Annotated in this window: 10 protein-coding genes; 4 read left to right on the top strand and 6 right to left on the bottom strand. The window is 73.9% G+C overall.

Translation table 11 applies throughout. The features are described 5' to 3' along the window. Positions 1–334 precede the first annotated feature (334 nt). Entirely contained in the window at positions 335–901 is a 567-nt protein-coding gene (locus IE239_RS39715; protein WP_190154317.1) for a MarR family winged helix-turn-helix transcriptional regulator, read from the bottom strand. A gap of 177 nt (positions 902–1,078) precedes the next feature. Between IE239_RS39715 and IE239_RS39710 the strand changes: the two genes are divergently transcribed. Next, entirely contained in the window at positions 1,079–2,350 is a 1,272-nt protein-coding gene (locus tag IE239_RS39710) for an MFS transporter (RefSeq protein ID WP_190154318.1), read from the top strand. A gap of 113 nt (positions 2,351–2,463) precedes the next feature. Here IE239_RS39710 and IE239_RS39705 read toward each other — a convergent pair whose 3' ends face one another. From IE239_RS39705 to IE239_RS39695, 3 genes are all read right to left on the bottom strand, one after another. Then, complete coding sequence (locus IE239_RS39705) at positions 2,464–3,261, bottom strand: class I SAM-dependent methyltransferase (RefSeq protein ID WP_190154316.1); 798 nt, start codon at positions 3,259–3,261, stop codon at positions 2,464–2,466. 124 nt (positions 3,262–3,385) lie between these two features. Further along, positions 3,386–5,038, bottom strand: coding sequence for an ATP-binding SpoIIE family protein phosphatase (locus IE239_RS39700; RefSeq protein WP_190154315.1), 1,653 nt, complete (start codon positions 5,036–5,038; stop codon positions 3,386–3,388). Between the two features lie 294 nt (positions 5,039–5,332). After that, positions 5,333–6,712: an NAD(P)/FAD-dependent oxidoreductase gene (locus IE239_RS39695; protein ID WP_190154314.1), complete on the bottom strand. Its 1,380-nt coding sequence runs from the start codon at positions 6,710–6,712 to the stop codon at positions 5,333–5,335. Between the two features lie 379 nt (positions 6,713–7,091). On the opposite strand from IE239_RS39695, the gene IE239_RS39690 reads away from it, so the two are divergent. Further along, positions 7,092–7,856 (top strand): TetR/AcrR family transcriptional regulator, encoded by a 765-nt coding sequence (locus tag IE239_RS39690; protein ID WP_190154313.1) that lies wholly within the window; start codon positions 7,092–7,094, stop codon positions 7,854–7,856. A gap of 319 nt (positions 7,857–8,175) precedes the next feature. Then, positions 8,176–10,122 carry a sigma-70 family RNA polymerase sigma factor gene (locus IE239_RS39685; protein WP_190154312.1) on the top strand — a complete coding sequence of 649 codons (1,947 nt, stop codon included), beginning with the start codon at positions 8,176–8,178 and terminating at the stop codon, positions 10,120–10,122. On the opposite strand, the gene IE239_RS39680 is transcribed toward IE239_RS39685, so the two are convergent. Both IE239_RS39680 and IE239_RS39675 read right to left on the bottom strand, forming a co-directional pair. Continuing rightward, positions 10,109–10,843, bottom strand: a complete 735-nt coding sequence (locus IE239_RS39680) for a hypothetical protein (RefSeq protein WP_190154311.1) — start codon at positions 10,841–10,843, stop codon at positions 10,109–10,111. The two genes, IE239_RS39685 and IE239_RS39680, sit on opposite strands and share 14 nt — an antisense overlap. Before the next feature lie 80 nt (positions 10,844–10,923). Continuing rightward, positions 10,924–13,044 carry an asparagine synthase-related protein gene (locus IE239_RS39675; RefSeq protein WP_190154310.1) on the bottom strand — a complete coding sequence of 707 codons (2,121 nt, stop codon included), beginning with the start codon at positions 13,042–13,044 and terminating at the stop codon, positions 10,924–10,926. A 706-nt stretch (positions 13,045–13,750) separates the two neighbouring features. Here IE239_RS39675 and IE239_RS39670 point away from each other — a divergent pair. Continuing rightward, positions 13,751–15,175, top strand: coding sequence for an NsdA family TPR-like regulatory protein (locus IE239_RS39670; protein WP_190154309.1), 1,425 nt, complete (start codon positions 13,751–13,753; stop codon positions 15,173–15,175). Positions 15,176–15,281: the final 106 nt, after the last annotated feature.

Here is a 15,281-nt window from a genome sequence, read left to right as displayed (position 1 = left end):
GTTTCCCTTTCCGGCGGTTCCGACTCTATCAGATCCTTTCGGCGCTGATTCCCCGTCAGAGGGGGGTTGCCTTCCCGGCTGTTGGGCCGTTCCGACGTCTCAAACCTTAGCGGATCCGTTCGGCAGTTCCTAATCGGACTGTCGACCCCTATTCGAATTGAATTCGGGCACGCCGAATTCGACCCCGTCGGGAGATCGTGCTGTGGTTTGATTGTGCCGCTGCTGCGGCGGAGGTGTTGCCGAAGAACCGTTACGGCTCTGTGGCAACCCGAAGAACTTTACTGACCCTGCAGGGCGGTGTCAAGCGCCCGCTGTCAAGATCTTTTCCTGGGGGTCAGTCGAGGTCGCTGAGCCTGCCGCCGGCGTCCGGCTGGGCGTGCTCCACCCTGCGCAGGAGCCTGGTCAGGACCTCGCCGAGGGTCGTGCGCTCGTCGGCGGTGAGGTCCTGCAGGAGGTCCTCCTCGAAGACCGTCGCCATGCGCATCGCCCGCAGCCACTTCTCGCGGCCCTCGGGCGTCAGTTCCACGATCACGCGCACCCGGTTGGACTCGTCCCGTTCACGGGTGACCAGCCCCTCGGCGACCATGCGGTCGATCCGGTGGGTCATCGCGGCCGGCGTCAGGCCGAGGCGCTTGGCGAGGTCGCTGGGGCCCAGGCGATAGGGGGCGCCGGAGAGCACGAGGGCCTTGAGGACCTCCCACTCGGCGTTGCTGATGCCGAGGTCGGCGGTCTGGCGGCCGTACGCGACGTTCATGCGGCGGTTGAGGCGGGAGAGCGCCGAGACGATCTTCTCGACCTGCGGGTCGAGGTCCCGGAACTCGCGCTGGTACGCGGCGATCTGCTCTTCCAGGGTCGGCTCGCCGCCGAGGCCGCTGCCGATCGTGCCGGGGGTGTCGCCCATGGACCCGAGTATCGCACGGACCACATTCGCCTTGAAGTACTTCAAGGTGTACTGTTCAACCTCGAACTTTAGCTTCGAAGTCTTCGGTCCTAAGTACTGAGGGAGTTGAAGCTTCCAGGTGTCGGCGCGCTGAGGGTGCGTCGGCGCGGTCTGAGAGAGGTGAACGTGACCAGGGCGATGGGCGCAGCGATGCGCCGGATCCACGTGGGCAACGCGCTCAGCGCGTTCGGGCTCGGTTTCACCGTCCCCTACCTGTACGTCTACGTGGCGCAGGTGCGGGGGCTGGGGGCCATGACGGCGGGGCTCGTCCTCGCCGTGTTCGCCGTGGCCGCACTGATCGTGCTGCCGTTCGCCGGCCGGGCGATCGTGCGGCGCGGTCCCCTGCCGGTCCTGCTCGCCGCCCTGATCACCGCCGCCGTCGGCTCGCTGGGGCTGGGGCTCGCCGGCGACGCCACCGCCGTCCTGACCGCCGCGGCGGCGCTCGGGGCCGGGCAGGCCGTGATGCAGCCGGCGCTGGCGACGATGATCGTGGACAGCTCGGCCTCGGAGACCCGCTCGCGGGCGTTCGCGACGCAGTTCTTCCTGCAGAACCTCGGGCTCGGCGTGGGCGGGCTGATCGGCGGGCACCTCGTCGACCCCACGCGCGTGTCCTCCTTCACGCTGCTGTTCGCCATCGAGGCGGCGATGTTCCTGCTGCTGGCCGTGGTGATGTCGACGGTGCGGCCGCCCCGCGCTCCGCGTGTGGGGGACGTCCCGCAGTCCGCGCGGGGCGGCTGGAGGCAGCTGCTCGGGAACCGGGCCATGGTGCAGCTGTGCGTGCTGGGGTTCGTGCTGTTCTTCGCCTGTTACGGGCAGTTCGAGTCGGGGCTGAGCGCGTACGGGGTCGAGGCCGCCGGGATCTCGACGTCCGCTCTGGGGACCGCGCTCGCCGCCAACACGGCGGTGATCGTCGTAGCGCAGTTCGCCGTGCTGAAGTTCGTCGAGCGCCACAAGCGGTCGCGGGTGATCGCGGCTGTGGGGCTGCTCTGGGCGGTGGCCTGGGCCGTGGCCGGGTACGCCGGGCTCGGAGACGGCAGCCGGACGATGGCGACGGCCGCGTTCGTGTCGACGTACGCGCTGTTCGGGCTGGGTGAGGCGATGCTGTCGCCGACGATCGCGCCGCTGGTGGCGGATCTCGCGCCAGCCGGCCTGGCAGGCCAGTACAACTCGGCGTTCGCCTTGGTGAAGCAGCTGGCGTTGGCGGTAGGGCCGGCGGTGGGCGGGCCGATGGGGTCCTCTCTGCACACCCCGTACATCGTGACGTTCCTGCTGTTCTCCCTCGGGATCACCTACCTTGCGCTGCGGCTGGGGCGGAGGCTGACCGCCGTCCAGGATCAGCCGTGGCTGGTGCGGAACCGGGTGGTGGCGCGGGGCGGGGCCGCTGTGGAGCCCGTGGCTGCGGAGGCCTGAGGCCCGCCCGGCCGCCCGCCGGGACCGGCCCTGTGGAGAGGCGGCCGTCGTTCTCAGGAACGACGGCCGCCTCTGTGTTTCCGCGTCTGCGTGCGCGGCGCGCCGGGGCGCGGTCAGCGGGTCGCGGTCACCAGGGCCGCGGTGAAGGGGAAAGCCGTCGTCGACTCGGGCAGGTGGGCGCGGATCGTCTCGGCGGCGCGGGTGAGGGCCTCGTCGCCTCCGGAGTCGATGAGCGAGCGGCCCCAGGGGATGGCGGAGAGGTGGCCGGCGACGTAGTCCTCCAGTGGGGGGAGGTCGACGGCCAGGGTGAGGTCACGGCGGGTCGTGGAGTGGAAGCCGGCGCGGTCGAGGGCGGCGGTCAGGCGGTCCGCGGCGTCGAAGGCGGCTCGGAAGCTCGCGGCCGCCTCCGCGCCGTCGAACAGCTCGAGGGCGCGGAGCTGGGCCAGGAAGTACGGGGAGTCGTCCAGGCGGGCCCAGACCGTGGCGGCGAAGCGGCCTCCCGGGCGGGTGACACGGGCCGTCTCCGCGAGAGCGGCGTCGAGGTCGGGGAAGAACTGGGCGCCCTGCTGGCAGAGGACGGCGTCGAAGACGGCGTCGGGGTAGGGGAGGTCGTCGGCGGGGGCGGCGGTGAACTCGATGTCCGGGTAGAGGCGTGGGTGACATGCCACGGCGATCTTGAGCATGCCCTCGTTGAGGTCCGCGCCGGCGACCCGGCCGGAGGGTCCGGCCTGTGCGGCGGCGGCGCGCGCCGCGAAGCCCGTGCCGCAGGCGAGGTCGAGGACGGAGGCGCCGGGGTAGAGGTCCACGGCGTCCACGAGTGCGGTGACGAAGGGCGCCATGAGGGGCGCGACATAGTGTTCGTAGCGCTCGGGGGCGCTTCCCTTGAGGTCAAAGCCCGTTACGTCTGCCATGGGGAGCTACTAGCACCGGGGGACGTGTTCGCCTAGGTGCCGCGCGCGGGGAATGGGTGTTCGGGGCCTTTCCCGGCCCGTTCTCCGCTCTCGGCCGGCCGGCGCTGTCGGTCGGCCGGCGCTGTCAGTCGGTCTTCTTCGGCAGGACGAACTCGCACCACACGGCCTTTCCGCCGCCCGGGGTGCGTCTGCTGCCCCAGTTGGAGGCGATGGTGGCGACGATGGCGATGCCCCGGCCCGACTCGTCGCCCGGTTCCGCACGGCGGCGGCGCGGGAGGTGGTCGTCGCCGTCGGTGACCTCGATGATCAGGCGGCGGTCGGTGCGGCGCAGGCGCAGCCGCATGGGCGGGACGCCGTGCTGGAGCGAGTTGGCGACGAGTTCGCTGGTGGCGAGGACGCCGAGGTCGTGCAGGTCGGCCGGAAAGCGCCAGCTGGTCAGGACGCCGGAGGCGAAGGCACGCGCGCGGGGGGCGGCTTCCACCCCGCCGAGGAGCTCCAGGGCCGCGTTGCGGAAGAGGTCGCCGTCGGGGCCGGTGCGCGCCGGGTGCTGCAGGACGAGGACGGCGACGTCGTCGTCGTGGTCGGCGGTGACGCCCGCGGAACGGACCAGGCGGTCGCAGACGACCTGGGGGGTGCCGGTCGCGCCGGCCAGGGCGCGTTCCAGGGCGGCGATGCCCTCGTCGAGGTCCTCGTTCCGGCGCTCCACCAGGCCGTCGGTGTAGAGGACGGCCGTAGAGCCGGGGCCGAGGGGGATCGAGCCGGAGGCGTGCATCCAGCCGCCGGTGCCGAGCGGGGGGCCGGTGGGCTCGTCGGCGCGCAGGACGGTGCCGTTGTCGTCGCGGACGAGGATGGGCAGGTGGCCCGCCGAGGCGTACACCAGCCGGCCCTCGTTGGGGTCGTGGATGGCGTACACACAGGTGGCGATCTGATTGGCGTCGATCTCCATGGCCAGGCCGTCGAGGAGCTGGAGGACCTCGTGCGGGGGCAGGTCGAGGCGGGCGTACGCCCTGACGGCCGTGCGGAGCTGGCCCATGACGGCGGCCGCACGGACGCCCCGGCCCATGACGTCGCCGATGACGAGGGCGGTGCGGCCGCCGCCGAGGGTGATGACGTCGTACCAGTCGCCGCCGACCGCGGCCTCGGTGCCGCCGGGCTGGTAGGTGGCGGCGATGCGCAGGTCGTCGGGCTCTTCGAGCTCCTGGGGGAGGAGGGAGCGCTGGAGGGTGACGGCGGTCTCGCGCTGACGTCGCTCACTGGTTCTGAGGCGTTCGGCGGCTTCGGCGTGGTCGGTGACGTCGGTGGCGAAGATCAGGACGGCGCCCTTGCCGTTGTCCTCGGCGGCCGGGGTGCAGGTGAACGTGTAGTGGCGGCCGTCGGGGGCCTTGCGGGACTTCAGGGTGCGGGGCTTGCCGCTGCGCAGGGCCTGGTCGAGGAGGGGCAGCAGGCCGAGGTCGCGGAGTTCGGGGAGGGCGTCGGCGGCGGGCTCACCGCAGGGGCGTGCGCCGAAGGCCGCCGTGTAGGCGTCGTTGACGTAGGCGAGGCGGTGGTCGGGGCCGTGCACGAGCGCGACGAGGGCCGGGACGCGGTCGAGGACCTCACGGACCGGGAGTTCGTCGACGGCGGGCACCGGGGGCGGCTCATCGGTGAGTCGTTCGGCGCGGGCCGCCGGCACGGAGCCCTCGCTCCGCCGGTCCGTGGTGGTGACCGGGTGCTCGGGTCGCGCGGCGGCGCGGCGCTGCGTTCCGGGGAGCCGGGCGCTCCAGCGCGTGAAGTTCACGAATCCTTGCCTCGTGTAGTCGTCGTCGGCCGGCTCCGGGCCCGGCGTGGGCGCCGGGGGCCGCGCCGCGGTGGCCGCACATTGTTACAGCACCCGGGGTGTGGGGCGCCTGGGAACAGTTTCGTGGGTCTTACGGGGGCGGGTGGTGGTCCGCCCCGGCTCGGGAGGGGGCTCGGAAGGGGCTCGGAAGGGGGGCTCGGGGGGCGGTGAGCAGGGAGCAGTCTGGCAGTGCGGCCGCCGTCCGGGCCGACATTCGTCAGACGTGGGGGCGGCCGGTGGAGTTCCTTGATCGGGTCAGGACGACCCCTTCGGGTCGCCGGAAGACTCGTCAGAAGGCTTTCCACCGGCAGCGAGTTCGAACTCCGCGCGGGGATGTTCGAGTGATCCCAGGGAGACGATCTCCCGCTTGAAGAGTCCGGAGAGGGTCCATTCGGCGAGCACCCGCGCCTTGCGGTTGAAGGTGGGCACGCGGCTGAGGTGGTACGCGCGGTGCATGAACCAGGCCGGATACCCCTTGAGCTTGCGCCCGTAGACGTGTGCGACGCCCTTGTGCAGGCCGAGTGAGGCGACCGAGCCGGCGTATGCGTGTGAGTACGTCTGCAGGGGTTCGCCGCGCAGGGAACGGGCGATGTTGTCGGCGAGCGTCCTGGCCTGGCGGACGGCGTGCTGCGCGTTGGGGGCGGTCTCGCTGCCGGGCTCGTCGGCCGTGACGTCGGGGACGGCCGCGGCGTCCCCGGCCGCCCACGCGTGCGTGACGCCGTCGAGGGTCAGCTCGGGGGTGCATTTCAGTCGGCCTCGCTCGGTGAGCGGGAGGTCGGTGGCGGCGAGGAGCGGGTGGGGTTTGACGCCTGCGGTCCACACGACCGTGCGGGTCGGGAAGCGGGCGCCGTCGCTGAGGACGGCGACGCGGCCCGCGCAGGACTCCAGGCGGGTGTTCAGGCGTACGTCGATGTTGCGGCGGCGCAGCTCGCTGACGGTGTAGCGGCCCAGGTCGGGGCCGACCTCGGGCAGGATCCGGTCGGAGGCCTCGACGAGGATCCACTTCAGGTCGTCGGGCTGGACGTTGTGGTAGTAGCGGGTGGTGTAGCGGGCCATGTCCTCCAGCTCGCCGAGTGCCTCCACGCCCGCGTAGCCGCCGCCGACGAAGACGAAGGTGAGGGCGGCGTCGCGGATGGCGGGGTCGCGGGTGGAGGAGGCGATGTCCATCTGCTCGATGACGTGGTTGCGCAGCCCGATGGCCTCCTCGACGGTCTTGAAGCCGATGGCGAAGTCGGCGAGGCCGGGGATGGGCAGCGTGCGGGAGACCGAGCCGGGGGCGAGGACGAGTTCGTCGTACGTCAGCTGCTGGGGGCCGGCGCCCTCTTCCTCGGTGGCGAGGGTGGTGAGGGTGGCGGTGCGTCCGGCGTGGTCGACGGCGGTGACCTCGCCGACCACGATCCGGCAGTGGGGCAGAACGCGGCGCAGGGGCACGACGACGTGCCGGGGCGAGATGTTGCCCGCGGCCGCCTCGGGGAGGAAGGGCTGGTAGGTCATGTACGAGTCGGGTGTGACGACCGTGATCTCGGCCTCGCCCCGGCCGAGTTCCTGTTTGAGCCTCCGCTGGAGCCGCAGGGCCGTGTACATCCCGACGTAGCCACCGCCGACAACGAGAATGCGCGCACGTTCCTTCACCACCCCATGACGCACCGGGCATCGGAGTTTGTCCACAGCCCCGACAATTTGTGTGACCGCGAGTCGCGCGGCTCCCGTGTCGGCCGAAACACCGGAGTGAGTGGCATACGTGCAGGTCAGAGGGCGTACGCCGGGGCGCGGGAAGGGGTGCAACCGGGACGTATGTGATCCGTACTCCGATCGGGGGGCGCACTGTGCGGAACGTGCCCCTTCTGAATTGACTCCCACTCAACTATGTTCGTATGCCGACGGGGTGTCAGGGGGAAGCGCTCTGCGGGTCTGCGACGGGCGGGTCCGCGGAGGCCGTCCCCTGTGTTCCACGCCCCGGATTCGATGGCGGGGAGAGTCTCCGGGGGGAGACGTCATTACCGGGGGATCGATCATGACCGTTCAGAACTCGCATTGGCCGACCGCGTCGGCCCTCGCACCGGGTGGCGCGATCGGCGCCGCGGTGGGCGGCGGACGAGGAGACAGCGCGCGGACGGCACCGCTGCGCGTGGACGCACAGCGCAATCTGGAGCACGTACTGCGAGCGGCGCGCGAGGTCTTCGGCGAGCTGGGCTACGGCGCGCCGATGGAGGACGTGGCGCGGCGCGCGCGGGTCGGGGTCGGCACCGTGTACCGGCGCTTCCCGAGCAAGGACGTCCTGGTGCGTCGGATAGCCGAGGAGGAGACCTCGCGGCTGACCGACCAGGCGCGGGCGGCGCTGGGCCAGGAGGACGAGCCGTGGTCGGCGCTGTCGCGCTTCCTGCGCACGTCAGTGGCGTCCGGCGCCGGGCGGCTGCTGCCGCCGCAGGTGCTGCGCGTCGGGGTCGCGGAGGACGACGCCGAGGCGGCGCCGGCCGACGCGGCGCGGGTGCCGCAACAGCGGACCCAGCCGAGCGGCGGCGACCTGCGGCTCGTCCCGGAGGGCGCCGTCACGGCCGCGGTCGACGACGCGGGGGCCGCGGCGCTGCTCGACGTCGTGGGCCGGCTCGTGGAGCGGGCCCGGGAGGCGGGCGAGTTGCGCGCCGACGTGTCGGTGTCGGACGTGCTGCTGGTCATCGCGACGGCCGCGCCGTCGCTGCCCGACCCGGCTCAGCAGGCGGCGGCCTCGGCACGGCTGCTGGACATCCTGCTGGAGGGCCTGCGCTCGCGGTCCTCCTGACCGTCCCGCGGGGGAGGCGCCCCGAACAGGCGGGTCTCGTAGGAGTGAGCGGGGGCGGGGGCAGCGGTGCCGCCGCCCCCGCCCCCGCTCTGCCGTGGCGGACATTTGAGGGCACGACGGTCGGCACGGCGGTCGTGGACCCCGACTCGGCGGGGAGGGCGGCAGTCGAACCTTCCCCGATCGGGTGAAGGGCAGTACTGGATTGCGGCCGGCCCCCACGGACGGGTGGAAGGCCCGTCGCACGGTGTGCTGACCAAAAGCCAATATGGCACTCTGACCCGGTGGTCGGGACTGGTGGGGCAGGCGGGGGCTTTCCGCGATGAGCGTTGACGGTCGGGGCGAGCAGGTACCGGGGCAGCGCGGCCGCGCACGCGGCCCGGCCGGTGAACCGGTCGCCGCTCCACAGGGCGAGCCGCCGCAGGAGACGGTTCCGGCGCAGCGCGAGTGGCGTGCCGACGACGTCCTGCCGCCGCCGCGCGAACTGCCGCCGGCCGACACCGACCTGATCGGCCGGATGCGCTCGGGCGACGACACGGCGTACGAGGAGCTCTACCGGCGCCACGCCGACGCCGTACGCCGCTACGCCCGTACCTGCTGCCGGGACGCGCACACCGCCGAAGACCTCACCGCCGAGGTCTTCGCCCGCATGCTGCAGGCGGTGCGCGGCGGCTCCGGACCCGAGTACGCCGTCCGCGCCTATCTCCTCACCTCCGTGCGGCGCGTGGCCGCCGACTGGACGCGGTCGGCGAAGCGGGAACAGCTCGTCGACGACTTCGCGGTGTTCGCCGCGCGGTCCGCCCGCGCCTCGGACGTCGCCGACGACGCCGCGCCCGTCGGCTCCTTCGGAGCGGGCCTGGAGCTGGGCGCCGACGTACGCGCGATGCACGAGGCCGAGCAGTCGATGGCCATGCAGGCCTTCCGCTCGCTGCCCGAACGCTGGCAGGCGGTGCTGTGGCACACCGAGGTCGAGGACGAGTCGCCGAGCGAGGTCGCCATGCTCTTCGGCCTCGACGCCAACGGCACGCGCGTGCTGGCGAGCCGGGCCCGCGAGGGCCTCAAGCAGGCCTACCTCCAGGCTCACGTCAGCGCCACCCTCACCGGCGACGAGGAGTGCGCCCGCTACGCCGACCAGCTGGGCACCTACGTCCGGCGCCGCCTGCGCACCCGCGCCGAACGAGGGCTGCGCAAGCATCTGGAGGGGTGCGCCAAGTGCCGGCTGGCCGCCCTGCAGATCGAGGAGGTGGCCGTCGGCATCCCCGCCGTCGTACCGGTCGCGGTCGTCGGCTGGTTCGGCGCCGCCGGGTACGCCAAGGCGCTCGCGCTCGTCGCCGGCGGGACGGGCGCGGGCGCGGCGGGCGTCGCGGGCGCGGCCGTCGCGGCGGGCGGGTCCTCCGGCGGGTCCGGCGCCGGGAGCGGTGCGGTGACCTCGGAGGGGCTGGGCGCGCCCGTGAAGGCCGGCATCGCGGCCGGGGTGGTCGCGGTGGCGGCGGCCGCGGTCGTCCTCGCGCTCGCCGGCCGGGACCACCGCGCCCAGCCGCCCGAGGCGAGACCCCCGGCCTCCGCGCCGGCGCCGGTCGCGCGGCCCGAGAAGCCCACGCCCGCGCCCACACCCACACCCACGCCCCCGCGAGCCGGGGAACCCAGGCCACGGCCTGCGGTGATCGTCCCCGCGGCGGTCCCCACGGCGCCGACGCCGGCCCCCCGGGCAGTCCCCTCTCCCACGCCGACCCCGACGCCCACGCCGTCCCCCGTCCCTACGCCCAGGTCGACGCCGGCGTCGGCGTCCGCGCCCACCCCCGCACCGAAGCCCACTCCTGCGCCCGCGTCGGCCCTCTACCGGCTGAGCGAGCTGCCGTTCGACGTCACCGGCGACGGAGCGGGGCCCGAGATCCGGCTCCACGGCAGCAGCTGGCTGTGGCGGGGGTCCGCGCTGTCCATCGCGGACCCCCGCTACGGCCACGGGGTGACCGTGGGCGGGGTCTCCTCCGTCACCGTCGATCTCGACCGGCGGTGCACCTCCTACGACGCGGTCGTCGGCGTGGACGACCTGACGGTGGAGCTCGGCAAGGTCTCCTTCGCCGTCTACGCCGGCTCCGACGGGAAGCGGCTCTGGTCGTCCGGAGTGATCGCGGGCGGCGACCCGGCCGTGCCCGTCCATGTGGACCTGACAGGCCTCACCCGGGTGCGGCTGGCGGTCGAACCGCACGGCCCGTTCGGCCCGGTGGCGCTCGCCGACTGGGCGGAGGCGGTGTTCAGCTGCTCGTAGCCGCCCGGGGACGGGGCGGGGCCGGGGCGCGCACGCTTCCCCGAGTTCGTGCAGGGCGTCCGCCACCGTCGGTCGCGAGACCCCGGCGCGCCCGGCCGCGTAGCGCTGCTCCTCGTAGCCGCCCGGGGACGGGGCGGGGGCCGAGGGCCTCGCGGGCGGCGGCCTCGGCCCGCTCGGCCCAGGCGCGCTGCGGGGCGGGCCGCGGGTGAGGGCCGCGCAGCCCGTCGGCGGCGGCCAGGAGCCGTGCCGCGCGCGCGAAGTCCCCGATCTCGGCCAGGAGGAACGCGGCGCTGTCCACGATCGCCGTGGTGACCGCCTCGGCGCAGTGGTCCGCCACCGCCTGGCGGAGCGTGTCGGCGAGCATCGGCAGACCGCTCTCCGGCCGGAACTCGGCAGCCGTGAGGTGCGCGTCCAGGACTCCCGCCAACGCCTCGACCCGCGGGGGCGGAGTGCTCTGCCCGACCGCCGCCCGGGTCTCGTCGCACAGGACCCGCGCCCGGGCGAGTTCGCCCCGGTCCAGGGCGATGCGGGCGCGCAGCAGCAGGGCGAACGCGCGCACGTCCACGACTCCGTACCGGTCGGCGGCCTCGTTCGCCTCGATGAGCAGGGCGTGCAGCGGCTCGTCGTACGGGTGTACGGCGGTCAGCTCCGTCAGGGGGCTGGACAGGGCCGCCCCCGGCGGACCACACGCAGCGGTGAGCTGCCGAACGCCTCGCCTCAACTCACCTCACCGGTTCGCCGGCGCCCTCCCCCGCGCCCCCGCGCCTCGCCCGGCCGAGGCGACCGCCGGGGCCGGCCCCTTCAGCCCCCGGACGAGACCGCCCGGCGCTGGGGAGCGATCCCCGCAGGTACCGCACGCGCGCGCGCCGGGGTGCCGGTCCAGCAGGTGCCCCTGCGGGACAGGAGACGGCGGAGCCACAGCTCGAGGGAGATCAGGTCGGCGAGTCCGTCCAGGGGGAGGGGTTCGCCCGCCGCGGCGGCCCGCAGGGCCTTGCGGACCACTCTGGCCTCGACGAGGCCGGCCTCCGCCAGGAGCGGCGCTTCGAAGAGGGTGAGGAGGGGGTCCATCGCCATGCGCAGGCCCGCCCGGGCGGCCGCGGTGGCGGAGGCCTGGGAGGGGGCGCCCCAGCCGTGCGGGAGCTCGGTGACCCCCGCGCCCTTGAGCACGGTGCGCAGGATCGCGGCGCGCGCCCCGGGTTGCACGCGCAGGGTCTCGGGAAGCGCGCGGCAGGCCCGTACGACCTGGTTGTCGAGGAACGGCGCGTGCAGGCGCTGGGAGCGGATCTCGGCGGCCTGTTCCAGGACGCGCAGGTCCATGGCGTGCCGGGTGAGAGCCGCCCGCGCGCGGTAGTCGCCCGGACGCTGGCCGGGGCCCGCGCCGGTGCGGTGCGCGGCGGCCTGCAGGCGAACCGATACTTCAGCCAGTGCCTCCCCGGTCAGCCAGCGTGCCGCCGGGCCCGCGCCGCCCCAGGTGAGCGCTGCCAGGGAGGCCCCGACGGCGCCCGAGGGGTCGTCGAAGCTGAAGCTGCGGTGCAGCAGCCGGTCGGCGAGTCCCTCCAGGCCCGTGCGGTACGGCGTGCGGGCCAGTCGGCGGGCCGCGCCGTACACGCGCGCGGGGACGAGCACGGAGCCGTCCGCCTTGGTGAGCGCTGCGACCGGACGGACGAGGTGGCGGCGCTTGCGGTCCATCAACAGGTCCGCCAGGCGGGCCGGGTGGGCGTCCAGGACCTGGCGGGCGCCGTAGCCCGTGAAGTGGTCGGCGCTGCCCGAGGCGAGGCGGGCGCGGTGGCGGGCGGCCGTGACCAGGCTCTGGCCGGGTTCGTCGGTGAGCGGGCCGTCCAGGTCGGCGTACGGCAGGGTCTCCTCGCCGCCGGCCACGACGACGTGGTGCAGGCGCGGGTCGGCCGCGAGGACGCCGGCCCGCTCCAGTTCGGCCTCGCGCCCGCCCACGGCCAGGTCGTTGAAGGTGACGGCCAGCAGCCGCTCCCCCGCGCCCGTGCCGTGGCCGAGGAGCGTGCCCGGTCTGCCGGGCAGGCCGGACGCGAGGAGGGCCAGCGTGCCGGAGGCCGGGCCGCCGGAGAGGTCCGCGCCGATGCCCGGAAGCGGCATCCCGCGCGCGGCACGCCGTTCGGCGGGTCCCATGCCGGGGACGGGGCCGGGGTCGACGTCGGGGACGTGCCGGGGCGCGGACAGTCGCGCGCGCACCGCCTCGACGAGCGCGTCGCGCACGGCGTCGACGGCGCTGTCGGGGTCGGCCGGGGGCGCGGCGACGGCGAGGGAGGCGACCGGCTCGTACCCGGCGATCTCGCGCGCCCCGGCGCGCAGGATCAGCGCATGCCCGGGCGGAATGCGACGCACGCCGTCGTACGGGGTGGAGTCGTGCAGGGCCGCCGGCACGTCGGGGGCGGCGAGGAGGGCCGCGAGGTGGCCGAAGTCGAGGTTGGCCTCGACGAGGTCGGCGAGCGGCAGCGCGGCCGTGGCGTAGGCCGTGCCGCCCGCCCAGGGGGTGTGGAACACCGGGCGCGCGCCCGCCAGATCGCCGCAGACGGTGATGCGTCGGCCGACCTGGACGATCGCCGTGTAGCTGCCCGCCCAGGCCGTCAGATGCCGAAGTGCCCCTCCGCGCGCGGCGAACAGCCCGACGCGCAGCTGTTCTTCGGTCGCGCCGCAGGTGCCGAGGACCGCGATCCGGGTCTGGGCGTCGGCACTCACGACCCGCACCTCGTCGGGGCGCCAGTCGCCGACCGCCCAGAGCGGATCGGGGTCGCCCCAGATGAGTTGGGAGCCGACGGGCTGCAAGGTCTCGCCGTCATGGCCGACTCGGCCCGCGTGGGCCGCGCCGTCGCCCTGGCGGCCGTCGTGGCCGACGGGCCCGCCGAGCGCACCCGCGGCGGCGCTGCTCCACCCCACCAACCACCGCATCGACGCCTCCACAGGCTGTGGACAACCGAGTGCACCGTACGAACGGTTCACCATGCTGCCACGAAGAGCGCGCCACAGAGGGCGGCGGCACCGCTTGTGATCCCGGGAGCGCGCTCGTGCGAACACGGCGCCGCCGACCCGCGCGACCACGCGCACCCCGGTGTCCACGACCTGAATGCGCCCCCGGTACGCTCCCCCAGAACGCCCTGCGCGCCCTCGATTTCCGTGGTGGGAGGCGTTGTCACCCACCGAACACAGGGTCGCTTTTCGGCCAAATCCTGGGCGTACGTCCGGCGTTGAGAGCGCGTCGAGCAGGCTTCGCACACGCTCCGTACACACGCGCGTGCCTCGACGGCACACGCCGGCCCGGGAGGCGGAGTTCGCCCCCCGGACCGCTCCGCCGCCCGCGGGGATGAAGGCGGCGGTGTCCCCCAGCCCACTGGATCCAGTTCAGCGGGCCGACCCACGCACGACCCATGGAACCGCTCCGCCGATGGCCGGAGTAGAGCGCACGGCCGGGCGCACGGCCACACGGGCGGGAGCACAGCGCGACGGTCCGTACCTGCCCCCGTACTTCCGCACGGACCACAATCCCGCCAACCGGAAGAATGCCCCTTAACGCTTGGGATGCGGCGAACTACGCTGGGTTTACGAATGCCGCATGGTTATGCCAGCGCGGCAGCCGTCTGTGTCGAGGGGTGGCGCAATGTCCAGGGAGCAACGCGGGCCGAACGAAAAACTCGGCGCCGTTCTCGCCCTCGCGGGAATCAGCAACGCAGGACTCGCGCGTCGCGTCAACGACCTTGGCGCTCAACGCGGGTTGACGCTTCGCTACGACAAGACGTCCGTAGCGCGCTGGGTGTCGAAGGGCATGGTGCCGCAGGGCGCCGCGCCCCATCTCATCGCGGCCGCCATCGGTCAGAAGCTGGGCCGTCCGGTGCCGCTCCACGAGATCGGCCTGGCGGACGCGGATCCCGCGCCCGAAGTGGGCCTCGTCTTCCCCAGGGACGTCGGCCAGGCCGTACGCTCCGCCACGGATCTCTACCGCCTCGATCTCGCGGGCCGCCGGGCCGGCTCCGGAGGCATCTGGCAGTCACTGGCCGGATCGTTCGCAGTAAGCGCGTACGCAACGCCCGCCTCACGGTGGCTGATAACCCCGGCCGACAGTTCGGTGGCGCGCGAGGCACACCTCGTCGAGGAGTCCGGCGCACCGCTGAAAGTCGGCCACAGCGATGTGCAGAAACTGCGGGAGGCCGCCGAGGACGCCAGACGCTGGGACTCCAAGTACGGAGGCGGCGACTGGCGTTCGTCCATGGTCCCCGAGTGTCTGCGGGTGGAGGCGGCCCCGTTGCTGCTCGGCTCGTACTCCGACGAAGTGGGACGCGCGCTGTTCGGTGCGAGCGCCGAACTGACCCGGCTGGCGGGGTGGATGGCCTTCGACACCGGCCAGCAGGAGGCCGCCCAGCGCTACTACATCCAGGCGCTGCGGCTGGCCCGCGCGGCGGCCGACGTACCTCTCGGGGGCTATGTGCTGGCCTCCATGTCGCTGCAGGCCACCTACCGCGGCTTCGGCGACGAAGGCGTCGACCTCGCGCAGGCCGCCCTGGAGCGCAACCGGGGGCTGGCCACCGCCCGCACGATGAGCTTCTTCCGGCTCGTCGAGGCACGCGCGCACGCACGCGCGGGGGACGCGCACGCCGCCGGCGCGGCGCTGAAGGCCGCCGAGGGGTGGCTCGAGCGGTCCCGCGACGGCGACCACGACCCGTCCTGGCTCGGCTTCTACTCCTACGACCGCTTCGCCGCCGACGCCGCCGAGTGCTACCGCGATCTGAAGGCGCCGCGCCAGGTGCGGAGGTTCACCGAGCAGGCGCTGTCCCGGCCGACGGAGGAGTTCGTGCGCTCGCACGGGTTACGGCTCGTGGTGTCGGCGGTCGCCGAACTGGAGTCGGGGAACCTCGACGCGGCCTGCGAGCAGGGCGTGCGGGCGGTGGAGGTGGCCGGGCGCATCTCGTCCGCGCGGACCACCGAGTACGTCAAGGACCTGCTGCACCGGCTGGAGCCCTACGGCGACGAGCCGCGCGTGGTGGAGTTGCGGGAGCGGGCCCGGCCGCTGCTCATGACCCCGGCGTGAGACGGCGCTCATGACCCCGGCGAGGACCGGCGCTTCCCGGCTCGGCGTGGCCCCCTGCTCATGACCCGGGCGCGGGCGGCGCAGGAACCGGTTTCCCGCGACTCCG

This window comes from Streptomyces humidus (genome assembly GCF_014649655.1).
GTDB classification, from domain to species: domain Bacteria; phylum Actinomycetota; class Actinomycetes; order Streptomycetales; family Streptomycetaceae; genus Streptomyces; species Streptomyces humidus.
Note: the sequence above shows the minus strand (reverse complement) of the source record. Positions and strands in the feature narration are given on the sequence as shown.